Source organism: Priestia sp. VA7, from assembly GCF_055710015.1.
The window spans coordinates 460,511-479,915 of record NZ_JBVQPN010000004.1 but is presented as its reverse complement, the minus strand read 5'-3'; the positions used below and the strand labels follow the sequence as shown (position 1 = coordinate 479,915).

19 protein-coding genes and 1 other RNA gene are annotated in these 19,405 nt (G+C 39.5%); 9 read left to right on the top strand and 11 right to left on the bottom strand.

Going from position 1 to position 19,405, the window contains the following annotated elements; genetic code table 11:
• Positions 1 to 125 precede the first annotated feature (125 nt).
• From AC0C45_RS20265 to AC0C45_RS20255, 3 genes are all read left to right on the top strand, one after another.
• On the top strand, positions 126 to 2,003 hold the full coding sequence (locus AC0C45_RS20265) for a terpene cyclase/mutase family protein (RefSeq protein ID WP_237893952.1): 1,878 nt from the start codon (positions 126 to 128) through the stop codon (positions 2,001 to 2,003).
• 331 nt (positions 2,004 to 2,334) lie between these two features.
• A complete protein-coding gene (locus AC0C45_RS20260) occupies positions 2,335 to 2,877 on the top strand; it encodes a GNAT family N-acetyltransferase (protein ID WP_016763968.1) in 543 nt (180 codons plus the stop codon).
• A 101-nt stretch (positions 2,878 to 2,978) separates the two neighbouring features.
• Positions 2,979 to 3,173, top strand: coding sequence for a hypothetical protein (locus tag AC0C45_RS20255; RefSeq protein WP_034652505.1), 195 nt, complete (start codon positions 2,979 to 2,981; stop codon positions 3,171 to 3,173).
• Between the two features lies 1 nt (position 3,174).
• On the opposite strand, the gene AC0C45_RS20250 is transcribed toward AC0C45_RS20255, so the two are convergent.
• From AC0C45_RS20250 to AC0C45_RS20235, 4 genes are all read right to left on the bottom strand, one after another.
• Positions 3,175 to 3,966 (bottom strand): ABC transporter ATP-binding protein, encoded by a 792-nt coding sequence (locus AC0C45_RS20250; protein ID WP_016763966.1) that lies wholly within the window; start codon positions 3,964 to 3,966, stop codon positions 3,175 to 3,177.
• Positions 3,967 to 3,984: 18 nt separating this feature from the next.
• Positions 3,985 to 4,467 (bottom strand): GNAT family N-acetyltransferase, encoded by a 483-nt coding sequence (locus AC0C45_RS20245; protein WP_034652506.1) that lies wholly within the window; start codon positions 4,465 to 4,467, stop codon positions 3,985 to 3,987.
• 158 nt (positions 4,468 to 4,625) lie between these two features.
• Complete coding sequence (locus tag AC0C45_RS20240; protein WP_013082995.1) at positions 4,626 to 5,102, bottom strand: site-2 protease family protein; 477 nt, start codon at positions 5,100 to 5,102, stop codon at positions 4,626 to 4,628.
• Positions 5,103 to 5,248: 146 nt separating this feature from the next.
• Positions 5,249 to 6,076, bottom strand: a complete 828-nt coding sequence (locus AC0C45_RS20235; protein WP_047931622.1) for an AraC family transcriptional regulator — start codon at positions 6,074 to 6,076, stop codon at positions 5,249 to 5,251.
• Between the two features lie 129 nt (positions 6,077 to 6,205).
• Here AC0C45_RS20235 and lacZ point away from each other — a divergent pair, with 129 nt between their 5' ends.
• Positions 6,206 to 9,310 carry a beta-galactosidase, LacZ type gene (lacZ, locus tag AC0C45_RS20230; RefSeq protein ID WP_257063554.1) on the top strand — a complete coding sequence of 1,035 codons (3,105 nt, stop codon included), beginning with the start codon at positions 6,206 to 6,208 and terminating at the stop codon, positions 9,308 to 9,310.
• Positions 9,311 to 9,346: 36 nt separating this feature from the next.
• Here the strand turns inward: lacZ and AC0C45_RS20225 are convergent, their stop codons facing one another.
• The 4 genes from AC0C45_RS20225 to AC0C45_RS20210 all read right to left on the bottom strand — a co-directional run bounded on the left by AC0C45_RS20225 (position 9,347) and on the right by AC0C45_RS20210 (position 13,561).
• Positions 9,347 to 10,258, bottom strand: a complete 912-nt coding sequence (locus tag AC0C45_RS20225) for an EamA family transporter (RefSeq protein WP_016763961.1) — start codon at positions 10,256 to 10,258, stop codon at positions 9,347 to 9,349.
• A 98-nt stretch (positions 10,259 to 10,356) separates the two neighbouring features.
• Complete coding sequence (locus AC0C45_RS20220; protein WP_034652515.1) at positions 10,357 to 12,273, bottom strand: vWA domain-containing protein; 1,917 nt, start codon at positions 12,271 to 12,273, stop codon at positions 10,357 to 10,359.
• Between the two features lie 11 nt (positions 12,274 to 12,284).
• Positions 12,285 to 13,199 carry an AAA family ATPase gene (locus AC0C45_RS20215; RefSeq protein WP_016763959.1) on the bottom strand — a complete coding sequence of 305 codons (915 nt, stop codon included), beginning with the start codon at positions 13,197 to 13,199 and terminating at the stop codon, positions 12,285 to 12,287.
• A gap of 131 nt (positions 13,200 to 13,330) precedes the next feature.
• The gene (locus tag AC0C45_RS20210; RefSeq protein ID WP_013056869.1) at positions 13,331 to 13,561 is read right to left on the bottom strand and encodes a YkvS family protein; all 231 of its coding nucleotides are present in this window, start codon (positions 13,559 to 13,561) and stop codon (positions 13,331 to 13,333) included.
• A gap of 421 nt (positions 13,562 to 13,982) precedes the next feature.
• Between AC0C45_RS20210 and AC0C45_RS20205 the strand changes: the two genes are divergently transcribed.
• Positions 13,983 to 14,477, top strand: a complete 495-nt coding sequence (locus AC0C45_RS20205) for an RNA polymerase sigma factor (RefSeq protein ID WP_016763958.1) — start codon at positions 13,983 to 13,985, stop codon at positions 14,475 to 14,477.
• A complete protein-coding gene (locus tag AC0C45_RS20200; protein ID WP_257063559.1) occupies positions 14,474 to 15,664 on the top strand; it encodes an anti-sigma factor in 1,191 nt (396 codons plus the stop codon). Before AC0C45_RS20205 ends, AC0C45_RS20200 begins: the two co-directional genes overlap by 4 nt.
• A gap of 150 nt (positions 15,665 to 15,814) precedes the next feature.
• Here AC0C45_RS20200 and AC0C45_RS20195 read toward each other — a convergent pair whose 3' ends face one another.
• Complete coding sequence (locus tag AC0C45_RS20195; protein WP_028408681.1) at positions 15,815 to 16,267, bottom strand: helix-turn-helix transcriptional regulator; 453 nt, start codon at positions 16,265 to 16,267, stop codon at positions 15,815 to 15,817.
• Between the two features lie 153 nt (positions 16,268 to 16,420).
• Between AC0C45_RS20195 and AC0C45_RS20190 the strand changes: the two genes are divergently transcribed.
• The 3 genes from AC0C45_RS20190 (at position 16,421) to AC0C45_RS20180 (ending at position 17,903) form a co-directional block, all read left to right on the top strand.
• Entirely contained in the window at positions 16,421 to 17,041 is a 621-nt protein-coding gene (locus AC0C45_RS20190) for a hypothetical protein (protein ID WP_095379599.1), read from the top strand.
• A 109-nt stretch (positions 17,042 to 17,150) separates the two neighbouring features.
• Positions 17,151 to 17,328, top strand: a non-coding RNA gene (gene ssrS / locus AC0C45_RS20185) — 6S RNA.
• Positions 17,329 to 17,474: 146 nt separating this feature from the next.
• Positions 17,475 to 17,903, top strand: a complete 429-nt coding sequence (locus tag AC0C45_RS20180; protein ID WP_013082985.1) for a pyridoxamine 5'-phosphate oxidase family protein — start codon at positions 17,475 to 17,477, stop codon at positions 17,901 to 17,903.
• Between the two features lie 26 nt (positions 17,904 to 17,929).
• On the opposite strand, the gene thiE is transcribed toward AC0C45_RS20180, so the two are convergent.
• Positions 17,930 to 18,574 carry a thiamine phosphate synthase gene (gene thiE, locus AC0C45_RS20175; RefSeq protein ID WP_047931634.1) on the bottom strand — a complete coding sequence of 215 codons (645 nt, stop codon included), beginning with the start codon at positions 18,572 to 18,574 and terminating at the stop codon, positions 17,930 to 17,932.
• 13 nt (positions 18,575 to 18,587) lie between these two features.
• The gene (gene thiM / locus AC0C45_RS20170) at positions 18,588 to 19,394 is read right to left on the bottom strand and encodes a hydroxyethylthiazole kinase (protein WP_013082983.1); all 807 of its coding nucleotides are present in this window, start codon (positions 19,392 to 19,394) and stop codon (positions 18,588 to 18,590) included.
• Positions 19,395 to 19,405: the final 11 nt, after the last annotated feature.

Below are 19,405 nucleotides of genomic sequence, written 5' to 3'. Positions count from 1 at the left end.
TCCAGTACCTTTATTGTGCAGCAAGCGCTCTATTCTTTGCAACTTTCTCCTCTCATAGAACTCTCTTCCTTTGAATACAGTTATAAAGAAACAGGTCGAAAGATTGAAAAGCATTATCATAAGAGGTGATCATATTGCTAAAGGAAGTTCAGCTAGAGATTCAGCGAAGAATCGCCTATCTGCGCCCAACACAAAAAAATGACGGGTCATTTCGCTACTGTTTTGAAACAGGCGTTATGCCTGATGCGTTTTTAATTATGCTTCTTCGCACCTTTGATTTAGATAAAGAAGTGTTGATTAAACAATTAACCGAACGGATCGTTTCCCTTCAAAATGAAGATGGTCTTTGGACGTTGTTTGATGATGAAGAACATAACTTATCTGCCACTATTCAAGCTTATACAGCTCTTTTATATTCAGGATATTACCAAAAAAACGACCGGATTTTGCGAAAAGCAGAAAGATATATTATAGATTCAGGAGGCATTTCGCGCGCTCATTTTCTCACAAGATGGATGCTTTCTGTTAACGGTCTATACGAGTGGCCAAAGCTATTTTACCTCCCGCTTTCTCTTTTGCTCGTGCCTACTTATGTACCGCTTAACTTTTATGAATTAAGCACTTATGCCAGAATTCACTTCGTTCCGATGATGGTAGCAGGAAACAAAAAATTTTCACTTACTTCTAGGCATACACCTTCTCTTTCTCATTTAGATGTAAGAGAACAGAAACAGGAATCGGAGGAAACTACTCAAGAATCACGCGCTTCAATTTTTTTAGTCGACCATTTAAAACAGCTGGCTTCTTTACCTTCTTACATCCACAAACTTGGTTATCAAGCAGCCGAGCGTTACATGCTAGAAAGAATTGAAAAAGATGGAACACTCTACAGCTACGCCACCTCTACTTTTTTTATGATTTACGGTCTTTTGGCTCTTGGCTATAAAAAAGATTCATTTGTGATCCAAAAAGCAATTGACGGGATTTGTTCACTACTTAGTACATGCAGCGGCCACGTGCACGTAGAAAACTCCACGTCAACCGTTTGGGATACCGCGCTGCTCTCTTACGCTTTACAGGAAGCAGGTGTACCGCAGCAAGATCCCTTGATTAAAGGCACAACTCGCTACTTAAAGAAAAGACAGCATACAAAGCTTGGAGATTGGCAGTTTCATAACCCAAATACAGCACCTGGAGGCTGGGGGTTTTCCGATATTAATACAAATAACCCTGACTTAGACGATACGTCTGCTGCTATCAGAGCTCTTTCTAGAAGAGCGCAAACCGATACAGATTATTTGGAGTCTTGGCAAAGAGGGATTAACTGGCTGCTGTCCATGCAAAACAAAGATGGGGGTTTTGCTGCATTTGAAAAAAATACCGACTCTATTTTATTTACTTATCTGCCGCTTGAAAATGCAAAAGATGCAGCGACGGATCCGGCTACTGCCGATTTAACCGGTCGAGTGCTTGAGTGTCTCGGAAACTTTGCTGGTATGAATAAATCCCACCCTTCGATTAAAGCTGCAGTAAAATGGCTGTTTGATCATCAATTGGATAACGGGAGCTGGTACGGCCGGTGGGGAGTTTGCTATATTTACGGAACGTGGGCCGCTATTACAGGACTCCGTGCTGTAGGGGTTTCTGCTTCTGATCCGCGTATCATCAAAGCTATCAACTGGCTCAAAAGCATTCAACAAGAAGACGGTGGATTCGGAGAATCATGCTATAGCGCTTCTTTAAAAAAATATGTGCCACTATCGTTTAGCACCCCCTCTCAAACGGCTTGGGCTCTTGATGCTTTAATGACAATATGTCCGTTAAAAGATCAATCCGTTGAAAAAGGAATTAAATTTTTACTAAATCCAAATCTTACAGAGCAGCAAACTCATTACCCCACGGGAATTGGTCTTCCTGGACAATTTTATATTCAGTACCACAGCTACAATGATATTTTTCCTCTTCTTGCACTTGCCCACTACGCAAAAAAACATTCTTCGTAAAAAGGCTGGGACAAAAGGAGTTTAGCTGAAGGAAGATCCGAACGATGAATTGAGATTCTTGCTTGAGAATCCAACTCGTTCGGATTTTTTTATTTGCAGGATGAACGTAGGCTTGCTCCATATATGTAGAGCAGTTAATGGGAAGGCAAGTCTTGCACGGAAATCAACCGCGGTGTAACAAGCACTCCACACTAGCACATTGATCCCATTTGTTTGTCTTGAGATTCGATGGACGTAGTTGTGTCTCAATTTCTTTTTATACGTAAAAGCAGGTTTTTTAAGAAACAAGTGGAATACCTTTTTAAATGTTAGAAAAGAAAGGATGCATCAAATGAATAATGTTTCACCACTTTTAAAAGGAAAAAACGTGATACTAAGAAAACCAAAGGACAGCGATGTAAATGACTATCTAGCATGCAAACAAACAAAAGAACTTATTCGCATGTACGGAGGCGATACCCGAAACTTAAAACCTCTTACATTACAAGATGCCAAGCGGCACGTCGAGTACATAAAGTCTCAAAAGCTGAATTGGTGCATTGAATATCAGCAGCGTTTTGTTGGAGAGGCCCGGCTGACCGTTAACGAGTACGACCGGCGCGCACGGTATGCAATTGGTTTATTTGATTCTTCCGTTTGGAATCAAGGGCTAGGCACTGAAGTTACAAAATTGGTACTTGCGTACGCATTTGAACACCTTCACTTGCACAGAGTCGATTTACGAGTGCTCGAATACAACCATAGAGCCATTGCTTGTTATGAAAAATGCGGTTTTGTAAAAGAAGGAATAGAGCGTGAAGGTGCTTTTATTGAAGAAGCATTTCAGACAGATCTTATCATGAGTATACTCGAACAAGAGTATTATCAGCTTTAGAGGAGAGAACCAGCTGTCATCATCGTACTTCTTTAAAAGTTCGTATAGCCCAAGCCTTTTGTGAATAAAGTAACATAACGATATGACCAAAGGAGCCAACGATGACAGCTTATGATTCCTCTTCTTTTGTATTTGTAACCATTGATAAACATGACATTGCTGCTTTTTTACTAATTGATATTATTTGCGGCACCACTATTTATGTAGCATGTAAACATTATCTTCACAATGAGCTTGTTTCCATTGCAAGCAGCGCCCTTTTTCCCATGGTATGCAAGAAGGTTTCTCGACGTTAGATCAGCTTTTTACCGGTACCGGTTCTTTTAATGACAGCCAAGTGCGTTCCTTCTGCTGCTGAATCTCTACGGAGTGATTAAAAAATTTAGAAAGATGCGGCTCAGTGAGCTGGTCTTTCGTTTTCCCAGAAGAAAACACTTCTCCTTGGCGCATACAAAGCGTATGGGTAAAGCAAGGCAAAATTTCTTCTACATGGTGAGTAACATAAATAAGCGTAGGCGCTTTTGGCTGCTCTGCCATTTTTGCAATCAGCTGAAGAAGCTGTTCGCGGGCCATTATATCTAGACCTGTACATGGCTCATCAAGTATTAAAAGCTTTGGTGAAGCCATAAGAGCTCGGGCAATTAGCACTCGCTGGCGCTCTCCTTGAGAAAGTGTTCCGTACGCCTGATTTTGTAAATCTGCGCAATTTAGCAGCTGCATTAATTCTATGGCTTGGTTCATATCTTTTTGCTCCACTTGTTCATATAAACCAATAGATGCAAATTTTCCGCTTAAAATCATTTCTACAACCGTATCGTCATCTCGAAACCGCTGTTGAAGCGAAGAGCTTACCCATCCAATTTCTTTTCTGAGCTCAGACAGATTTGTTTCTCCAAATTTCCTTGAAAGAACTTCTACTTGACCTTTTGTAGGCCAGATATATCCGTTGATTATATTTAAAAGCGTCGTTTTTCCGGAACCATTTAACCCAAGCAAACACCAATGTTCCCCTTTTTCCACTAACCACGACACGTTTTTTAAAATTTCTTTTTCTGCTCGTTTTACCGAAACGTTCTTAATTTTGATCATGCTAACACTCCTATACTCTCATTTTTCATTATATATACTATAAAAGAATAACGATTTATCCCATTTGTTAACTTGCTTTTCTTTTTTCATGCCAATTCTTTCAGCCAGTTTAATCGATGGGAAATTGTCAGGATCTATTAATGATATAATCTTCTGAAATTTCAGCGTATGAAGTCCATAATCTAAGCAAGCTTTTGCTGCTTCACTCGCATAGCCTTTGCCCCAGCGGCTGCGTAAGAATAAATAACCAAGTTCTGGATCTACCTTTCCGTCTACTTTTTGAAGAACCATGCCACACTGCCCAAGAAACTCTCCTTTCTGCTTATCCTCAGCGATCCACATGCTAATGCCGTACGTTTGATAATGCTGCTTCATCCATTGAATCCAGCGACGTGTGTCTTGTTCGCTTTTAGTAGAAGAATAATACTTCATTGCTTCAGCATCCTCAAAGATTTTCAGTAAATTTCCTGCATCGCTTTCGGCCATGGCTCGCAGCGTCATTCGTTCTGTCTCAATAATCGTATGAATCCTCTCCTTTCTTACATTCCAACATCTACTATCTTTATTATCCGCTACTATTTTCTTTTCGTAAAGTTTTCCTTTTTTTATTTAAATGACCGGGAAAAAACGCACCAAAAAAGGCTGCTACACACAGCCCTTTAATCTGGATCACACGTTTTCCCGTACCGTAATACGTTATATATAGCACGTCCATCACTTGCAGTTGTCTCTGTATATTGAATTGGCAGCAGTGAGAAAATAACATAATAGACTGAAAAATAAACAAATTGATAGCAAAATATATCTTCAGGCAGAATATTAGCCATAATTAATCCATTTATTATAAAAATAGTAAGCAAATTAAACAGTACACCACCAGCATACACCACTGCATGAGAAATGCGACTGTCATTCTTAAGATTTTCATATTTACAAAACGAGTCTAAAAAATAGACTGACTTAATTTTAAACTTCCCCATTTTAAGAATCGTTTTCCCCCGCCCAATAGTAAAATCGACCTTCCCTCCGAAAATAATTGCCATGACGGAATGCCCCAGCTGATGAACAAATGATACAAGTGGCAATACAAGACAGAATGACCACACAAATTTTGGAAGATCATTTAACCCAAACACCTTTATCCCTCCTTTTTGTTTCTCCTCTCTACTTTTCCTCCCCGTTTTCACTTAAAACTACATTTAATTTCTTTTTTAAAACTCATACGAAATAACTAGCATATACATCGTGTCTTATGACCTAGATAAAACCCGATATATGTAGCTTATGAAAAATACATTTTTCGAAAAATAGTTGGCGTAACGTTTTCCTGTTCTTTGAAACGCTTGATAAAGTAGCTTGGATGTTCATACCCTACTTGTCTTGCTACATCTTGTACAGAGATTTGGTTGTTTTTAAGCAGCAGTTTCTTTGCTTTTTGAATCCGCACGCGCGTTACGTATTCAAATGGCCGGATGCCAAGAGATTGTTGAAAAAGCAAACACGTATACTGCTCCGTTACGCTGAGCTGCTGCGCCAGTACTTCTAGCGTTAACGGCTGATGATAATATTCCTCGATATAACGAAGGACTGGGTTTAGCTGAGTAATTTGCTGCAGGCGACTTTTGCTTTCTATATATACGCTGTCTTGGCGAAGTTTTAAAATGACGCTGTATAGTAGTTCAGAGCACTGCATGGTGCTAGAGGTATGATTTTCTTCTAAACGATTCATTAGTTCTTGAAGCATCCTGTAAAGACTTTCAGCATTTGTAAGGACGATTTTTCCCGAATTAATAAATTGAAGAGAAAGCATAATATCATCAATCACACTTCCGTTAAAAGAAACCCAGCATACTTGCCATTCGCTCGTAACGGGATAGTATTCGTGCGGAACGTGCGGCGTCAGAAACATCCCTTCATTTTCTTTTATAATATAAACCTCGTCATTTACATGAAGCTCGCCTCTTCCTTTTATACATTGAATCCATTGATAATCAGGAAACTCTCCCTGACGGTTAATATGCGTTTGATGTCTCCAGCTTCCAGCGCTTGTAACATAAAATGGCAGTTTCATATCTTCATCTGAAAGAGCCGGAAAGTACATACGGTCCATATTACTTCCCCCTTTCTATGTGAATATAGTTATATTATCATGAAAATAATTAGATTGATAAGGTTTTCAGAAAACGCTATCATTTTCATATAAACTAATAACCTAGTAATTTAGAAATGAGGGATCAACATGTTAAAAACCGGCAAGAAATTTCATTATACAGCACCTGCAAACGGATATCCTGAATGGAATAACAACCCTGAAATTTTTCAATTGAACCGTTCGAAAGCACACGCTTTACTAATGCCTTATCAAACGGTCGAAGAGGCCTTAAAAAATGATAGAAAATCTTCTGTTTACTACCAAAGCTTAAATGGAAGCTGGTACTTTCATTTTGCTGAAAATGCAGATGGCCGCGTCAAAAACTTTTTCGCTCCTGAATTTTCATATAAGAAATGGGACTCTATTTCAGTTCCTTCACACTGGCAGCTGCAAGGATATGATTATCCTCAATATACAAACGTGACATACCCTTGGGTTGAAAACGAAAACCTCGAACCTCCTTTTGCACCGACTAAATATAACCCTGTCGGTCAGTACGTCCGTACTTTTACACCTAAATCAGAATGGAAAGATCAGCCCGTGTACATCAGCTTCCAAGGCGTCGAATCTGCTTTTTACGTATGGATTAACGGTGAGTTTGTTGGATACAGCGAAGACAGCTTTACTCCAGCTGAATTTGATATAACTTCTTACCTTCAAGAAGGTGAAAATACGATAGCAGTAGAAGTATATCGCTGGAGTGATGCAAGCTGGCTTGAAGACCAAGATTTTTGGCGAATGAGCGGCATCTTCCGAGATGTGTATCTTTACTCTACTCCACAGGTTCACATCTATGACTTTAGCGTTCGTTCGTCGCTTGATAACAACTACGAAGATGGTGAACTTAGCGTTTCAGCTGATATTTTAAATTACTTTGAGCACGATACTCAAGATCTAACATTTGAAGTCATGCTGTATGACGCGAATGGCCAAGAAGTACTACAAGCTCCGCTGCAAACAAATTTAAGTGTGAGCGATCAACGTACAGTCTCCTTGCGTACACACATTAAAAGCCCTGCAAAATGGAGCGCAGAAAGTCCTAATTTGTATACCCTTGTACTCAGCTTAAAGAATGCTGCGGGTTCTATTATTGAAACAGAAAGCTGTAAAGTTGGCTTCCGTACGTTTGAACTAAAAAATGGCCTCATGACAATCAACGGCAAGCGTATTGTACTTCGAGGAGTGAATCGCCACGAATTTGATTCAGTAAAGGGCCGGGCAGGCATCACGCGCGAAGACATGATTCACGATATTTTGCTGATGAAGCAGCATAATATTAACGCGGTGCGTACATCCCATTATCCTAACGATTCAGTATGGTATGAACTATGTAATGAATACGGACTCTACGTTATTGATGAAACCAATTTAGAAACGCACGGAACGTGGACTTATTTACAAGAAGGTGAGCAAAAAGCCGTTCCAGGAAGCAAGCCAGAATGGAAAGAAAACGTATTAGATCGCTGTCGTTCCATGTACGAACGTGACAAAAACCACCCTTCTATCATTATTTGGTCGCTTGGAAACGAATCATTTGGCGGAGAAAACTTTCAGCATATGTATACCTTTTTTAAAGAAAAAGATTCCACGAGACTTGTTCATTATGAAGGAATCTTCCATCATCGCGACTATGATGCTTCAGATATAGAAAGCACGATGTACGTTAAGCCAGCAGATGTAGAGCGCTATGCATTAATGAATCCGAAAAAACCTTACATCTTATGTGAATACAGTCATGCAATGGGTAATTCATGCGGAAATCTGTACAAATACTGGGAGCTGTTCGATCAATATCCGATCTTGCAAGGCGGTTTTATATGGGACTGGAAAGATCAAGCTCTTCAAGCAACAGCAGAAGACGGTACTTCTTACTTAGCTTACGGGGGAGATTTTGGTGATACTCCTAACGATGGTAACTTCTGCGGAAACGGTTTAATCTTTGCTGATGGGACCGCTAGCCCCAAAATTGCAGAAGTAAAAAAATGCTATCAGCCCGTAAAGTGGACAGCAGTCGACGCTGCAAAAGGAAAGTTTGCCGTTCAAAACAAACACTTGTTTACAAACTTGAACGCCTATGATTTTGTTTGGACTGTTGAAAAAAATGGTGAACTAGTTGAAAAGCATGCGTCTCTTTTAAATGTAGCTCCTGATGGTACAGACGAACTGACGTTTTCTTATCCTCTTTATGAGCAAGAAAATGAAGCTGACGAATTTGTTTTAACTCTTTCTCTCAGATTGTCCAAAGATACAGCCTGGGCTTCAGCTGGATATGAAGTGGCGTACGAACAGTTTGTGCTGCCTGCCAAAGCCGCTATGCCTTCAGTAAAAGCTGCTCATCCTGCTTTAACCGTTAACCAAAATGAACAAACGCTTACGGTTACAGGAACTAACTTCACGGCTATTTTTGATAAGCGAAAAGGCCAGTTTATTTCTTACAACTATGAGCGCACCGAGCTGCTTGCGTCGGGTTTCCGTCCGAATTTCTGGCGTGCAGTAACCGATAATGACCTCGGAAATAAACTGCATGAAAGATGTCAAACGTGGCGTCAAGCAAGTTTAGAACAGCACGTAAAAAAAGTAACCGTTCAGCCGCAAGTTGACTTTGTTATCATTTCGGTTGAACTAGCTTTAGATAACTCTCTTGCTTCTTGCTATGTAACGTATACGCTATATAACGATGGTAAAATGAAGATTGAACAATCTTTAGCACCTTCTGAGCCAATGCCTGAAATTCCTGAAATCGGCATGCTGTTTACGATGAATGCGGCTTTTGATTCTTTAACGTGGTACGGAAGAGGACCTCATGAAAATTATTGGGACCGTAAAACTGGCGCTAAGCTGGCCCTTCATAAAGGCAGTGTAAAAGAGCAAGTTACACCGTATTTACGCCCTCAAGAATGCGGAAATAAAACGGACGTTCGATGGGCCACTATTACAAACGATCAAGGGCGCGGCTTTTTGATAAAAGGTTTGCCAACAGTCGAGCTGAACGCTTTACCTTACTCACCTTTTGAACTGGAGGCTTACGATCATTTTTACAAATTGCCGGCAAGCGATTCAGTAACCGTGCGGGTTAACTACAAGCAAATGGGCGTTGGCGGAGACGATAGCTGGCAAGCTAAAACACATCCTGATTACACACTATATGCTAACCGCTCGTATACAAACACGTTTACGCTAAAACCTCTATAAAAACAAGAAGGACTTTCATTTGAAAGTCCTTTTTACTTATGATGTCACCTCTGGCTTTCGCTGAGAAAGTAAAAATACCGTAGCGATAATAAGAATCGTACCTAACCACTCCGTCCATCCAAAGGTCACATGAAGCCATAGAACAGAGAGCGCCGCTGCTGATAAAGGTTCCGCTGACGCAAGAACAATGGCTTCAGAAGCGCTAATATGCTTCAAGCTTTCCAAATAGCAATAAAATGCAATGAGCGTTCCGAAGATGATTACAAATAACACCGCACACAGCGACAATAGCGACCACTCACCTGCTATATGCCACGGCGGGTGAATAAATGAAAAACTTGCGCCGCCTATCACCATTCCCCAGCCTACTACTTCAATTGAGCTCCATTTCGCAAGAAGACGCTTAGGCTGAAGCGTATAAAAAGCAGACGTCACAGCTGCCCCAATTCCCCAAAACAACGCCCATCCTGTAATAGACAGCTCGTTAAAATTCCCGCTTGTTGCAAGAAAAAAGGTCCCTGTTATGACGAGCACAACAGAAATCATTTCTACTTTCACCGGCCACTTTCTTGCTTGCAGGGCTAAATAGCCAATAATAAATATTGGCGACGTATATTGAAGCACTGTAGCTGTAGCAGCGTTTCCTGCTTCAATAGCTGCAAAATACGTATACTGCACGCCGAGCATACCGATTACACCAAACAAAAGCAGCGAAGTCCTCTCTTCTTTTGTTTTCCAAATTGCAAAAATATTGCGCTGCTTAGAGGCTATTGCCAAAAGCAGCAATCCGGATACTAACATACGAACGACGACCAGCCACTCTGCGTTAAAACTTTTATGCTGAAATAAATATTGAGCCACCGTGCCAGATACTCCCCACATTGTGGCACCAATGATTACAAGCAGCAGCCCCCATGCTCTTCTAGATGACGTTTGAACTCCTTCCACTTGCCATTCCTTCTCTCTTTTTCATATATATTTAACTTACCTCGCTCTTCTTTAACGGTCAATAGCAAAAAAAGTCGAAGCAATATGCTTCGACTTTTTTAAATGCTTTTATGAAGTAATTTCTTGAGTAAAGGAAATAGCACATCGGGAAGTTCTTCGATGTTTGGTACTAGAATACTATATTTCCCGTACATATTTTGAATGGTTTTCTTTTGTCCTTCATCAATTTCCCCGTTGGATAAAAAGACGTTGATGACTTCAATTCCGTGCTTGCGTGCTTCTAATACCGCTTCGTGCGTATCTACAATACCATTTTGTTCATATCCCATAGCGGCTGGTTCACCGTCTGAAAACACAAGTAAAAACTTCTGCTGTTCAGAACGCTGAAGCAAGCGGCGTGTCATATGGCGAATGGCAAATCCATCACGGTTGTCTTCTTCAGGCTCAAGCTGCATAATTTCAGGACCGCTTTTACGCTTTAACGATGCTTGAAAGTCCATAACTGTCTGCAGGTAGTTAGGCTGGCTCGTTTCGGTGGCATCATTTGTATCTTCCCAAAATCCTACAATTTGATGAGGCACCATAACAGACTTTAACGCTTCATGAAATAGCGTAATCCCAAGCTTCGTTTCATCCATTTTGTCGTACATTGATGCGGAACAGTCAACTAAAAGAGAAAAGACAGCATCAATTTGCGCAGAATCTTCATCTTTTTTATAAAACAAACGAGGATTGTCGTCTGTCCATAGTTTTAGAAGCTTTTTATTTAATCGGCCAAAGTGCAGCTCGCTTCTAGGAAGCGTTTTTTTATGTTCAAGCGTTTTTTCAATCATTTGCTTTAATTTTTTTTGATACGATGCAATAATTTTTTTATTCTCATCATACTGAACAACGTGATCGTCGTTCGGAAGTTTAGAATCTATAAAAACAGCATAGGCATGCTTATTTTCTTTCCCATACTCATAATCCGCTTCCCCATCTTTTTCCGGATGCGTTTGCTCCATGGCTTCGATTTGAGAATAATCGTTCCGCGATGTTTTTTGAGAAGACCCTTGCACCATGCCCATTGCTTGATCTCCATCGTCGCCTTCACGAACACCATCGCCTAGCATGTCTGTTTTTGAGCCTTGATCCATATCAAACTGTAGAAAACTTTGCGTCGCTTCGCTTGTCTCTCGATGCCACATTTCCATTTTCTCTTCGTGAATGTCTTCATCTCCGTCTTTTTCATGTTCTAAAATATCATCGTTCACTAATGAATCTTTGCGCTTTAAATCTTCAAATGTTAACCCTTCTTCTAACTGATCATACTGGAGTTCAGCCAAGAAGAAATAAGTATTAAGCATATCTTTTTCAATAATATCATCAAAAACATCTAAAAGTTCAAGACAGATGCGCGATACATCTTTTGTTGTTTTAGCTTCATATACATTTGTTAGCTGTCTGCGAATAAAAGGCATCGCTAAATTAATCGATTCACTCATTGAAGGAATTTCTTCAAATGGATTTTCGGCCGTCAATAGCAAGTAGATGCCGTTAAAAAGTGCATCCGTATACACGCTTTTTGTTAAATTTGCGCTCATTTGTGTAGCAAAATATTTTCTGTAGAGCTGTCTTCTGACGGCGAAGGCTTTTTTCGTTCCAGGACGTTCGCGTTTGCATACTTCTTCTAAACGAATATCTTCAAACAGCATAAACAGCTGCTTAGCTAAGCCAGGTACCGAGGTTTTATTTATTTTCTTTAAATATGCATTAATTTCTTTGAAGTTTGAATGCTTATAGCTTCCAATACTTCTTAAAAATACATCACTTTTTAAGCCGTACACTTTGTCTTCTTCTGGACGGTTATCCCAAAAGTGACTGAGATAAATAATGCCGTGTACAGGATCATAATAAGAAGAAACTCGATACTCTACTTCAATTTCATCATTTTTTGTTAATGTTTTCGTTAAATCTGCCAGCTCCATATAGAGAAAGGAATCTACATTTTTGTCGTTAAATTTAATAAATCGCATAGCGCCACTCCTTACTCAAATAATGTTTCAGCAATATTTTGAATGGCGGCTTTTTCCCTTTCATCTTCTAGCTTTTCAATAATACCGCGTCTAATCGCGCGAAGAGGCGGCATATAAAGAGCTAAATCACACGTATCGATAAGCGCACGAATAGACGCAGCTTCTTCTGATACATGGCCGCTTTGAACTTGAGTAATTAAATCCGCAGAGAGCGTGACAAATTTATCAATTAATTTTTCGTCTTTTAACTGAGACTGAGACATCAGAACTTGCTTTAAGCTGCCTCCTTGAATATACGGCACTTCAATAACAACAAAACGATTTTTTAACGCTTCGTTTAATGGAACAGTACCAACATACCCCTCATTAATAGCCGCTACTACGCCGAATGTTTGCTGACCGCGTACTACATCTCCAGTGAATGGGTTCGTAATCATTTTTCGGTAATCAAGAACCCCGTTTAAAATAGGAAGTGTTTCAGGTTTAGCCATGTTAATTTCATCAATATATAGTAAATGGCCTTTTTTCATTGCCTGAATAACAGGTCCTTCCACAAACTCAATACCTGTTTTCCCTTCTTGTTCCGCAATTGTTTTAAAACCAAGCAGCGCTTCTGCATCTAAGTCAACCGAGCAGTTAACGCTATGCATCGGCTGAGAAAATAAATGCGACAGCGTTTCAGCAAGCTTTGTTTTACCTGAACCTGTTGGTCCTTTTAAAAGTACGTTTTTCCCTAGTGACAAGGCAATAATGGCATCTTCTAAAATATCTGCTTCTTCTGCTGTATAGCCGCCTTTTCCAATTAATAGCTGATCAGCATCGGACAAGTTTCCATATTTACGATTCGCTAAAAGCGAAAGAACCTCTTGTGGTAATGATAATTGTGATAGTTGAATTGACATAACAAAAATCCTTTCTTTCTGCATACTTTCTATAGTTTACTAAAAAACATTCTTCTTCTCAAAGAATTGCCTTACCTACGCTTTTCTCTAAGGTTTCCGATAGAAAAACCGCAGTCTTTAAACATATATTCAGTAAAAAAAAGTAGGTTATTCACCTACTTTTTTACGATTTTATAGTTTTTATGATTAACGACTGTTTTCATGGATTCGCCCGTTTCAGCATCTTTTCCAAAATCTACGATAACCGAATTGTCTCGCACTACCATAACAATTCCTTTAAATCCTTTATAGTCACCTTTTTTTGGCTGAATTGTATCGCCAACTTTAGCTGCTTTGACTTTAGGTGCTTGTTCTTCTGTACCTTGTGTATTTTCTACGTCCATCATGACCCCACCTTTTCCAATTTACCGTGTTTTTTATAAGTGAAAACACAATTTAATTTACTTTTTGTTGAAAATACTTAGTTTATTTTCCCACAAACATCCATGGTTAAACACCATGTGTTTGTCCATTTTTATTTTGCAAACAAACGCTGTATTTTTTATTATGTATGTAGCTGTTTTTTGTAAGAGCACATCCTTGTTCTATCATAACATTTTCTGTTTCCTTCGAACACCAATTACCCTTTAGTTTTTTAAAAAAATGACAAATCACACGGAATTATGTCGAATTTCATATGGTTTTCTTTTTAATATGATAAGCTATATATCGTATTTTAAGCATCTTTTATCTATTACATACGATTTTTGATAAAAAAACCGAAACTTTTATCCACAAATTGCGTTGATTAAATGAAAGGGGGAGAAAATGGCACAACAGCATAACTTTGAACACATTTATAAACAGCACATGCATGATTTGCTGCGCTATCTTCTCTCTCTTACTCGCAGAAAAGAATCAGCGGAAGATTTAATGCAGGAGACCTTTTACCGGGCACTTTTACACTTAGAAACATATAAAGGCGAGGAAGTGAAGCCTTGGCTGTTCAAAATTGCTTATCACGCCTTTATTGACTGGTATCGAAAAGAAAAAAAACGCCCTACTGTCGAAATAGAAGAATGGCACTTTACTCCTCAGCCAAGTGCTGAAGAACAAGTGATGATTCAAAGTGAAATCGACGGCTGGCTTTCTGATGTATCTGCTTTGCCTCCAGCTAAGCAGAATATTGTACTGTTACGAGATTATCACGGCTTCACATATGAAGAGATTGCAGAAATGACTGGCTATACTCTGTCAAAAGTGAAAATGGACTTGTATCGTGGTCGTCAACAATTGAAAAAAAGAAAGGAAGAGGACGGATGAGCTGTCAAGATATGAAGCATCAATGGGAAAAATATAAAAACGGCACTTTGACAGACAAAGAAGCAGAAGCACTTGAAGAACATACGGAAAATTGCGAAGCATGCTCAGCTCATTTGGAGCACTTGCTAACCGAAGATGAACCGTTACCGCCAACTTCATCAGCTACTTCACTAAGTGACGATACGATGTTGGATAATAAAAAAGTTAAAAAGTCCATTTATATCGCCAAATGGAAGCAGCGCCTTTCAAATGTGACAACTGTCATTGGCTCTGTCGTTCTGCTATGGATAATCGGCAGCTTTTTATCTATTGTATATTATCACCAATCAAAAACCGAATACATAAACAGCGTGAATCAAGCGGCTATCGAATCTGCTTTTCCGAACGTTCATATACGTGAAACCACTTCTGATACACAGTCCTTTTTCCGCATGCAGTCGCAAATGGAAGCTTATAAGCAAATTGGACGTGAAGAGCAGGCCATTGGGACGTTTACATTTCATCAGCTGTTTGATAAAACAAGCGGTGTAGAAAAAGAATTCTCCGGCGGCAAATACGACCTTAACCTTTCTTTTGTCTATCCTGATCCCAAAAAACTAAAGCTACATGCAAAAGAGTATAAGCAATGGACAAACGAAACATGGAAAGCGTTAGAAAATCTACCAAAAGGCACGGTGAGCGAAGTGGCTATTTCTTTTGATGATACGTATTCGCTAAAAGAAGTTCAGCAAAAAATGAACGTCATCGACAGCCGTGATTTTTCTACCTCTTGGTACGCGCTTAATACAGGGCAGGAACAAAAAACAAGCACAAAAGATGAGCCATTAATTGACTTAACATCAACCTTTGGCTTTCCAGAGTTTTTAGACTTACCTTACGATCACAAAGGAAATCAAACCCACTCTACTAGCAAGTCGAACGTTTTAAATATGATGAAACTATTAGCCGATAATGAAGAAACGGTCCAAAAAGTTCGTCAGCTAGACCATTCTGATCTGTTGCTAAAGCAGCGATATTCTTATGTAAAAAAACATGGCGTCGGTGTGTACGGCGTTGTGATTACAGGGCCTACAAAAAAGCTTCTGAAATTAAAAAATGATCCGTCGATCACATATGCGTCACTTGGAGATGTAGAGCTATGGAATTGGTTCAGTCGTCCCTCATCAGGTACCTTAATGAATCAGTAGAGGCTGAGACAAAAGTATAGCAGTGGAAGAAAAATCCGAACGATGAATCAAGACTCTTGATAGAGAATCAAATTCGTTCGGATTTTTTTATGGATAGAGTGAACGTAGGTTTCATATATGCAGTGATGTCGTTACGTCTCGGCCTCTTTTTTATTCATTCGTTAATTGTTCAAACCTTTTCACCGCTTCGCTTTTATCAAATGAACTAAACCATCGATAGTCTTGGTCATCTAAAATGCGATAATGCTGACTAATCATATTTTGCTGCAGACGAAAAGAGCCTTCTTTTTGAATTTCTTTCCACCATACTCTTCCTCCGAGCGTTTTATCTTTTGGAGAAGATACGCCGTTATGAGCAATGATTTCTACTACTTCTAAAGGAACGTCTCCCAAAACCGATTGAAGGATTTCACTGTCACCAAACAAACCGCATACTGCAACAGTGGTCGTCCACCCTGCTTCCGTGCGCCCTTTTTCAATTTGAACCAATGTTTTTTTGGAAATACCAATGACTTCAGCCATTCTGTCTTGTGAATAGTTTCTTTCTAAACGAATTAATCGTATTTTATCCGATACTGATTTAATTACTTCTTGTTTATTCATTTTCACAGCCCTTTCTTTCTATACACGTACATTTCTTTAGTGTAATATTACACCTAATTAAAGAAGAGTTTCAAGCGTTTTCCTTCGTCACAAGACGGGGAAATATACTGAAATGGTTTTTGTACACTAAAACAATTAAAAGGAGTTGAGAATATGTATATCATTGTATGGGCTATGCTTGTACTATACGCCTGGCTGCTAGCTCCGGGAGCAAGCGCCGGTAATGATTTGCTGTTTAAAAATCTTATCACCGGAAATTTTCAACAGGTAGATCCGCTCGTGGTTATGGTATTCTCTTTTTTAGGACTTTTCCCAGTATTGTTTATGGTAATGATCTGTAAAAAAGATACATACAAGCTGCCTGGATGGCCATTTTCTCTTCTATCATTTGCGCTTGGAGCTTTTTCTCTTTTGTTCTATTATCATTGGAAAGGACAAAAAGTTCGAACACGTTCGCGTATTCCTTCACGTTTCATTGCTATCATTTCTTCTCATCTATGGATTGGGCTATGCTTAGTGCTCACGATTGCAGGTTACGTATACGGACTATCCGTAGGTTCAATAAAAGCTTATGGAGATGCTTTTATGCAGTCACAGCTTGTTAGCGTGATGACCGCTGATTTTTTTGTTTTAACGTGGCTTTCTTACTCCGTTATGACAAAAGAAAGGATAGCATCCCGGCCTTACCTTCTTTTATGTTTCATTCCAGTTGCGGGCCCTTTTCTTATTTTGTTACTGCTTCCCCGCCAAGATGTTAGAGAAGAAAAACTTTAAATAAAAGTCTTGCGTTCCATTCATTATTCCGTTATAATCATTTCTTGTACGATGAAAGTTGATTAATTAGAAAACATTTATATATCGGCATCTTATTTACATTTGTTATACATACCTGCGCTGTGCGTATACTCATGTTGTCTTAAACCTTTGAGTGTTAAAAGGGAGCTCAAAATTTAGCTGCAGATAGCACGCCCTTCTTGGGACGCTAAACCCGGCTATGAGGGCACCCACCTAGTAGATCTGGGTATTTAAGACACTTAGGGTTACGGCAGTGCGGGCTTATTTTTTAGTTAGCTGTAGCTAGCTTTTTTTATTTTTCATTTTACTAGTTTACATAATTATTTTATTATTAACTTATATTTTTTTAGACATGTATGTTTTATTTATCTTCGATTGAGGAACATAAAAAGTAATAAAGGAGATGGATAAAATGAATGAACAAAAAATTGCTAAAAAAGTAAACGAAGTATTAGAAGGAAATCGTGTAGGAACATTAGCCACAGTTGTAAACAACAAACCCCACTCTCGCTATATGACATTCTTTAGCGATGAAGATGGTATCGCTCTTTACACACCAACAAATATCAATACACATAAGGCAGAAGAAATCGAAGCCAATCCGAACGTGCACGTACTATTGGGCTACAGCGGCGAAGGATATGGCGATCAATACTTAGAATTATCTGGTACAGCTGTTCTTCGTACTGGTGATCAATTAAAAGGGCGTATATGGAACGATCACATGAAAGAATGGTTTGACGGTCCAAATGACCCTGAGTATGTTGTTCTTGAAATTACGCCGAACGAAATTCGCTTTATGAATGAAGGCGAAGAGACTCCCCAAACTGTTCAGCTATAATAAAAAAGCGCACACTGTGCGCTTTTTTATTTTCCTACCGCTTCTTTCAATTGAGCTGCTTTTTCTTTTGGAGACGCTGCTAAGCTAATCGCGGTAATAATAGAAACGCCATCTGCACCTGCCTCTACTACTTGTTTGGCATTTTCAGGCGTGATGCCACCGATTCCTACAATTGGAAAGTCAATATTCTGGTTTCGCACTTCTTCAATTAACTTTGTACCTTGCACTGCTTTTGCGTCTTTTTTTGTAGAAGTAGGAAAAACAGGTCCCATTCCTACATAATCTGCCCCGTCTTTTATCGCTTGCTGCAGCTCTTGTACATTATGAACAGAGACGCCTACAATTCCTTTTCTTATTTTCTCTCGAACAATATGAGCTTTTTCATCTTCCTGTCCAATATGAACGCCATCTGCTTGTAAGCGGATGGCTAAGTCAAGATCATCATTCACAACAAAAGGAACGCTGTGCTGCTGACAAATTTGCTGAAGTTCCTTCGCAAGCTGATACTTCGCTTCTCCTGTTAGGGCACCCTCGCCTTTTTCACGAAATTGAAACACGGTAACTCCGCCTTCAATTGCTTCTTTCAACACTTCTTTCGGATCTTTTGTACAGTTATTGCTGCCCATTATAAAATAAACTTGCAGCAGCTTTTTGATTTCTTCGTTTGTCATTTTCCGGCTCCTTTTAACGTTGATGTACTCTTGCATATGATTCAATATCCTGCCCAGATAAAAGATGAAGCTGATTTAACAGCTCAATTTGAAAGCTTCCCGGTCCTTCTTCACCTTTTTTCGCTGCGGCGATTTGACCTGCCACTCCGTAAAAACTTAAAGCAGCAACGCTTGCCTCGACATATTCTTTTTCTACAGCAGCGAAAGCTCCTATAATTGATGTCAGCAGACACCCAGTCCCCGTCACTTTCGTAAATAACGGGTGACCGTTGTCTACTGTATACGTTGTATTTCCATCTGTGATTACATCTTGTTTACCCGTGATAACAATCACTGTATCTAATTTGTTCGCTGCTTTCTCAGCAAGTTCAATGACGTCTCCTTGCCCTTCTAATGAATCAACGCCTTTAATGAGCCATGACTCGCCTACTACATTCGCAACTTCAGCAGCGTTACCACGAATAACTGCAATATTTAATTCTTCTACAAGCTGACGTGCTACTTCTGTACGAAACGGTGTCGCTCCGGCTCCTACAGGATCGAAAATAACCGGCACGCCATTTTCATTTGCAGATTTTCCTGCTATTCTCATCGCTTCTACTTCTTGAGCCGTCAGTGTACCCATATTTAAGACAAGCGCTCCGGCGATTCGTGCCATGTCAGCCACTTCTTCCTTCGCATAAGCCATAACAGGTGAAGCTCCTAGTGCAAGCAGGCCATTTGCTGTAAAATTGGTTACCACAACATTCGTAATATTATGAACAAGCGGACTTGTATCTCTTACTTTTTCTAATTGAGCTGAAATTTTACTAATATCCATATTCTCTCACT

Coding starts and splice junctions, on each gene's coding strand:
- thiM (WP_013082983.1), bottom strand. CDS start 19,394: ATGGATATTAGTAAAATTTCAGCTCAATTAGAAAAAGTAAGAGATACA.
- AC0C45_RS20250 (WP_016763966.1), bottom strand. CDS start 3,966: ATGATCAAAATTAAGAACGTTTCGGTAAAACGAGCAGAAAAAGAAATT.
- lacZ (WP_257063554.1), top strand. CDS start 6,206: ATGTTAAAAACCGGCAAGAAATTTCATTATACAGCACCTGCAAACGGA.
- AC0C45_RS20180 (WP_013082985.1), top strand. CDS start 17,475: ATGAATGAACAAAAAATTGCTAAAAAAGTAAACGAAGTATTAGAAGGA.
- AC0C45_RS20205 (WP_016763958.1), top strand. CDS start 13,983: ATGGCACAACAGCATAACTTTGAACACATTTATAAACAGCACATGCAT.
- thiE (WP_047931634.1), bottom strand. CDS start 18,574: ATGACAAACGAAGAAATCAAAAAGCTGCTGCAAGTTTATTTTATAATG.
- AC0C45_RS20200 (WP_257063559.1), top strand. CDS start 14,474: ATGAGCTGTCAAGATATGAAGCATCAATGGGAAAAATATAAAAACGGC.
- AC0C45_RS20190 (WP_095379599.1), top strand. CDS start 16,421: ATGTATATCATTGTATGGGCTATGCTTGTACTATACGCCTGGCTGCTA.
- AC0C45_RS20220 (WP_034652515.1), bottom strand. CDS start 12,273: ATGCGATTTATTAAATTTAACGACAAAAATGTAGATTCCTTTCTCTAT.
- AC0C45_RS20235 (WP_047931622.1), bottom strand. CDS start 6,076: ATGGACCGTATGTACTTTCCGGCTCTTTCAGATGAAGATATGAAACTG.
- AC0C45_RS20255 (WP_034652505.1), top strand. CDS start 2,979: ATGACAGCTTATGATTCCTCTTCTTTTGTATTTGTAACCATTGATAAA.
- AC0C45_RS20210 (WP_013056869.1), bottom strand. CDS start 13,561: ATGATGGACGTAGAAAATACACAAGGTACAGAAGAACAAGCACCTAAA.
- AC0C45_RS20215 (WP_016763959.1), bottom strand. CDS start 13,199: ATGCAGAAAGAAAGGATTTTTGTTATGTCAATTCAACTATCACAATTA.
- AC0C45_RS20195 (WP_028408681.1), bottom strand. CDS start 16,267: ATGAATAAACAAGAAGTAATTAAATCAGTATCGGATAAAATACGATTA.
- AC0C45_RS20260 (WP_016763968.1), top strand. CDS start 2,335: ATGAATAATGTTTCACCACTTTTAAAAGGAAAAAACGTGATACTAAGA.
- AC0C45_RS20245 (WP_034652506.1), bottom strand. CDS start 4,467: ATGACGCTGCGAGCCATGGCCGAAAGCGATGCAGGAAATTTACTGAAA.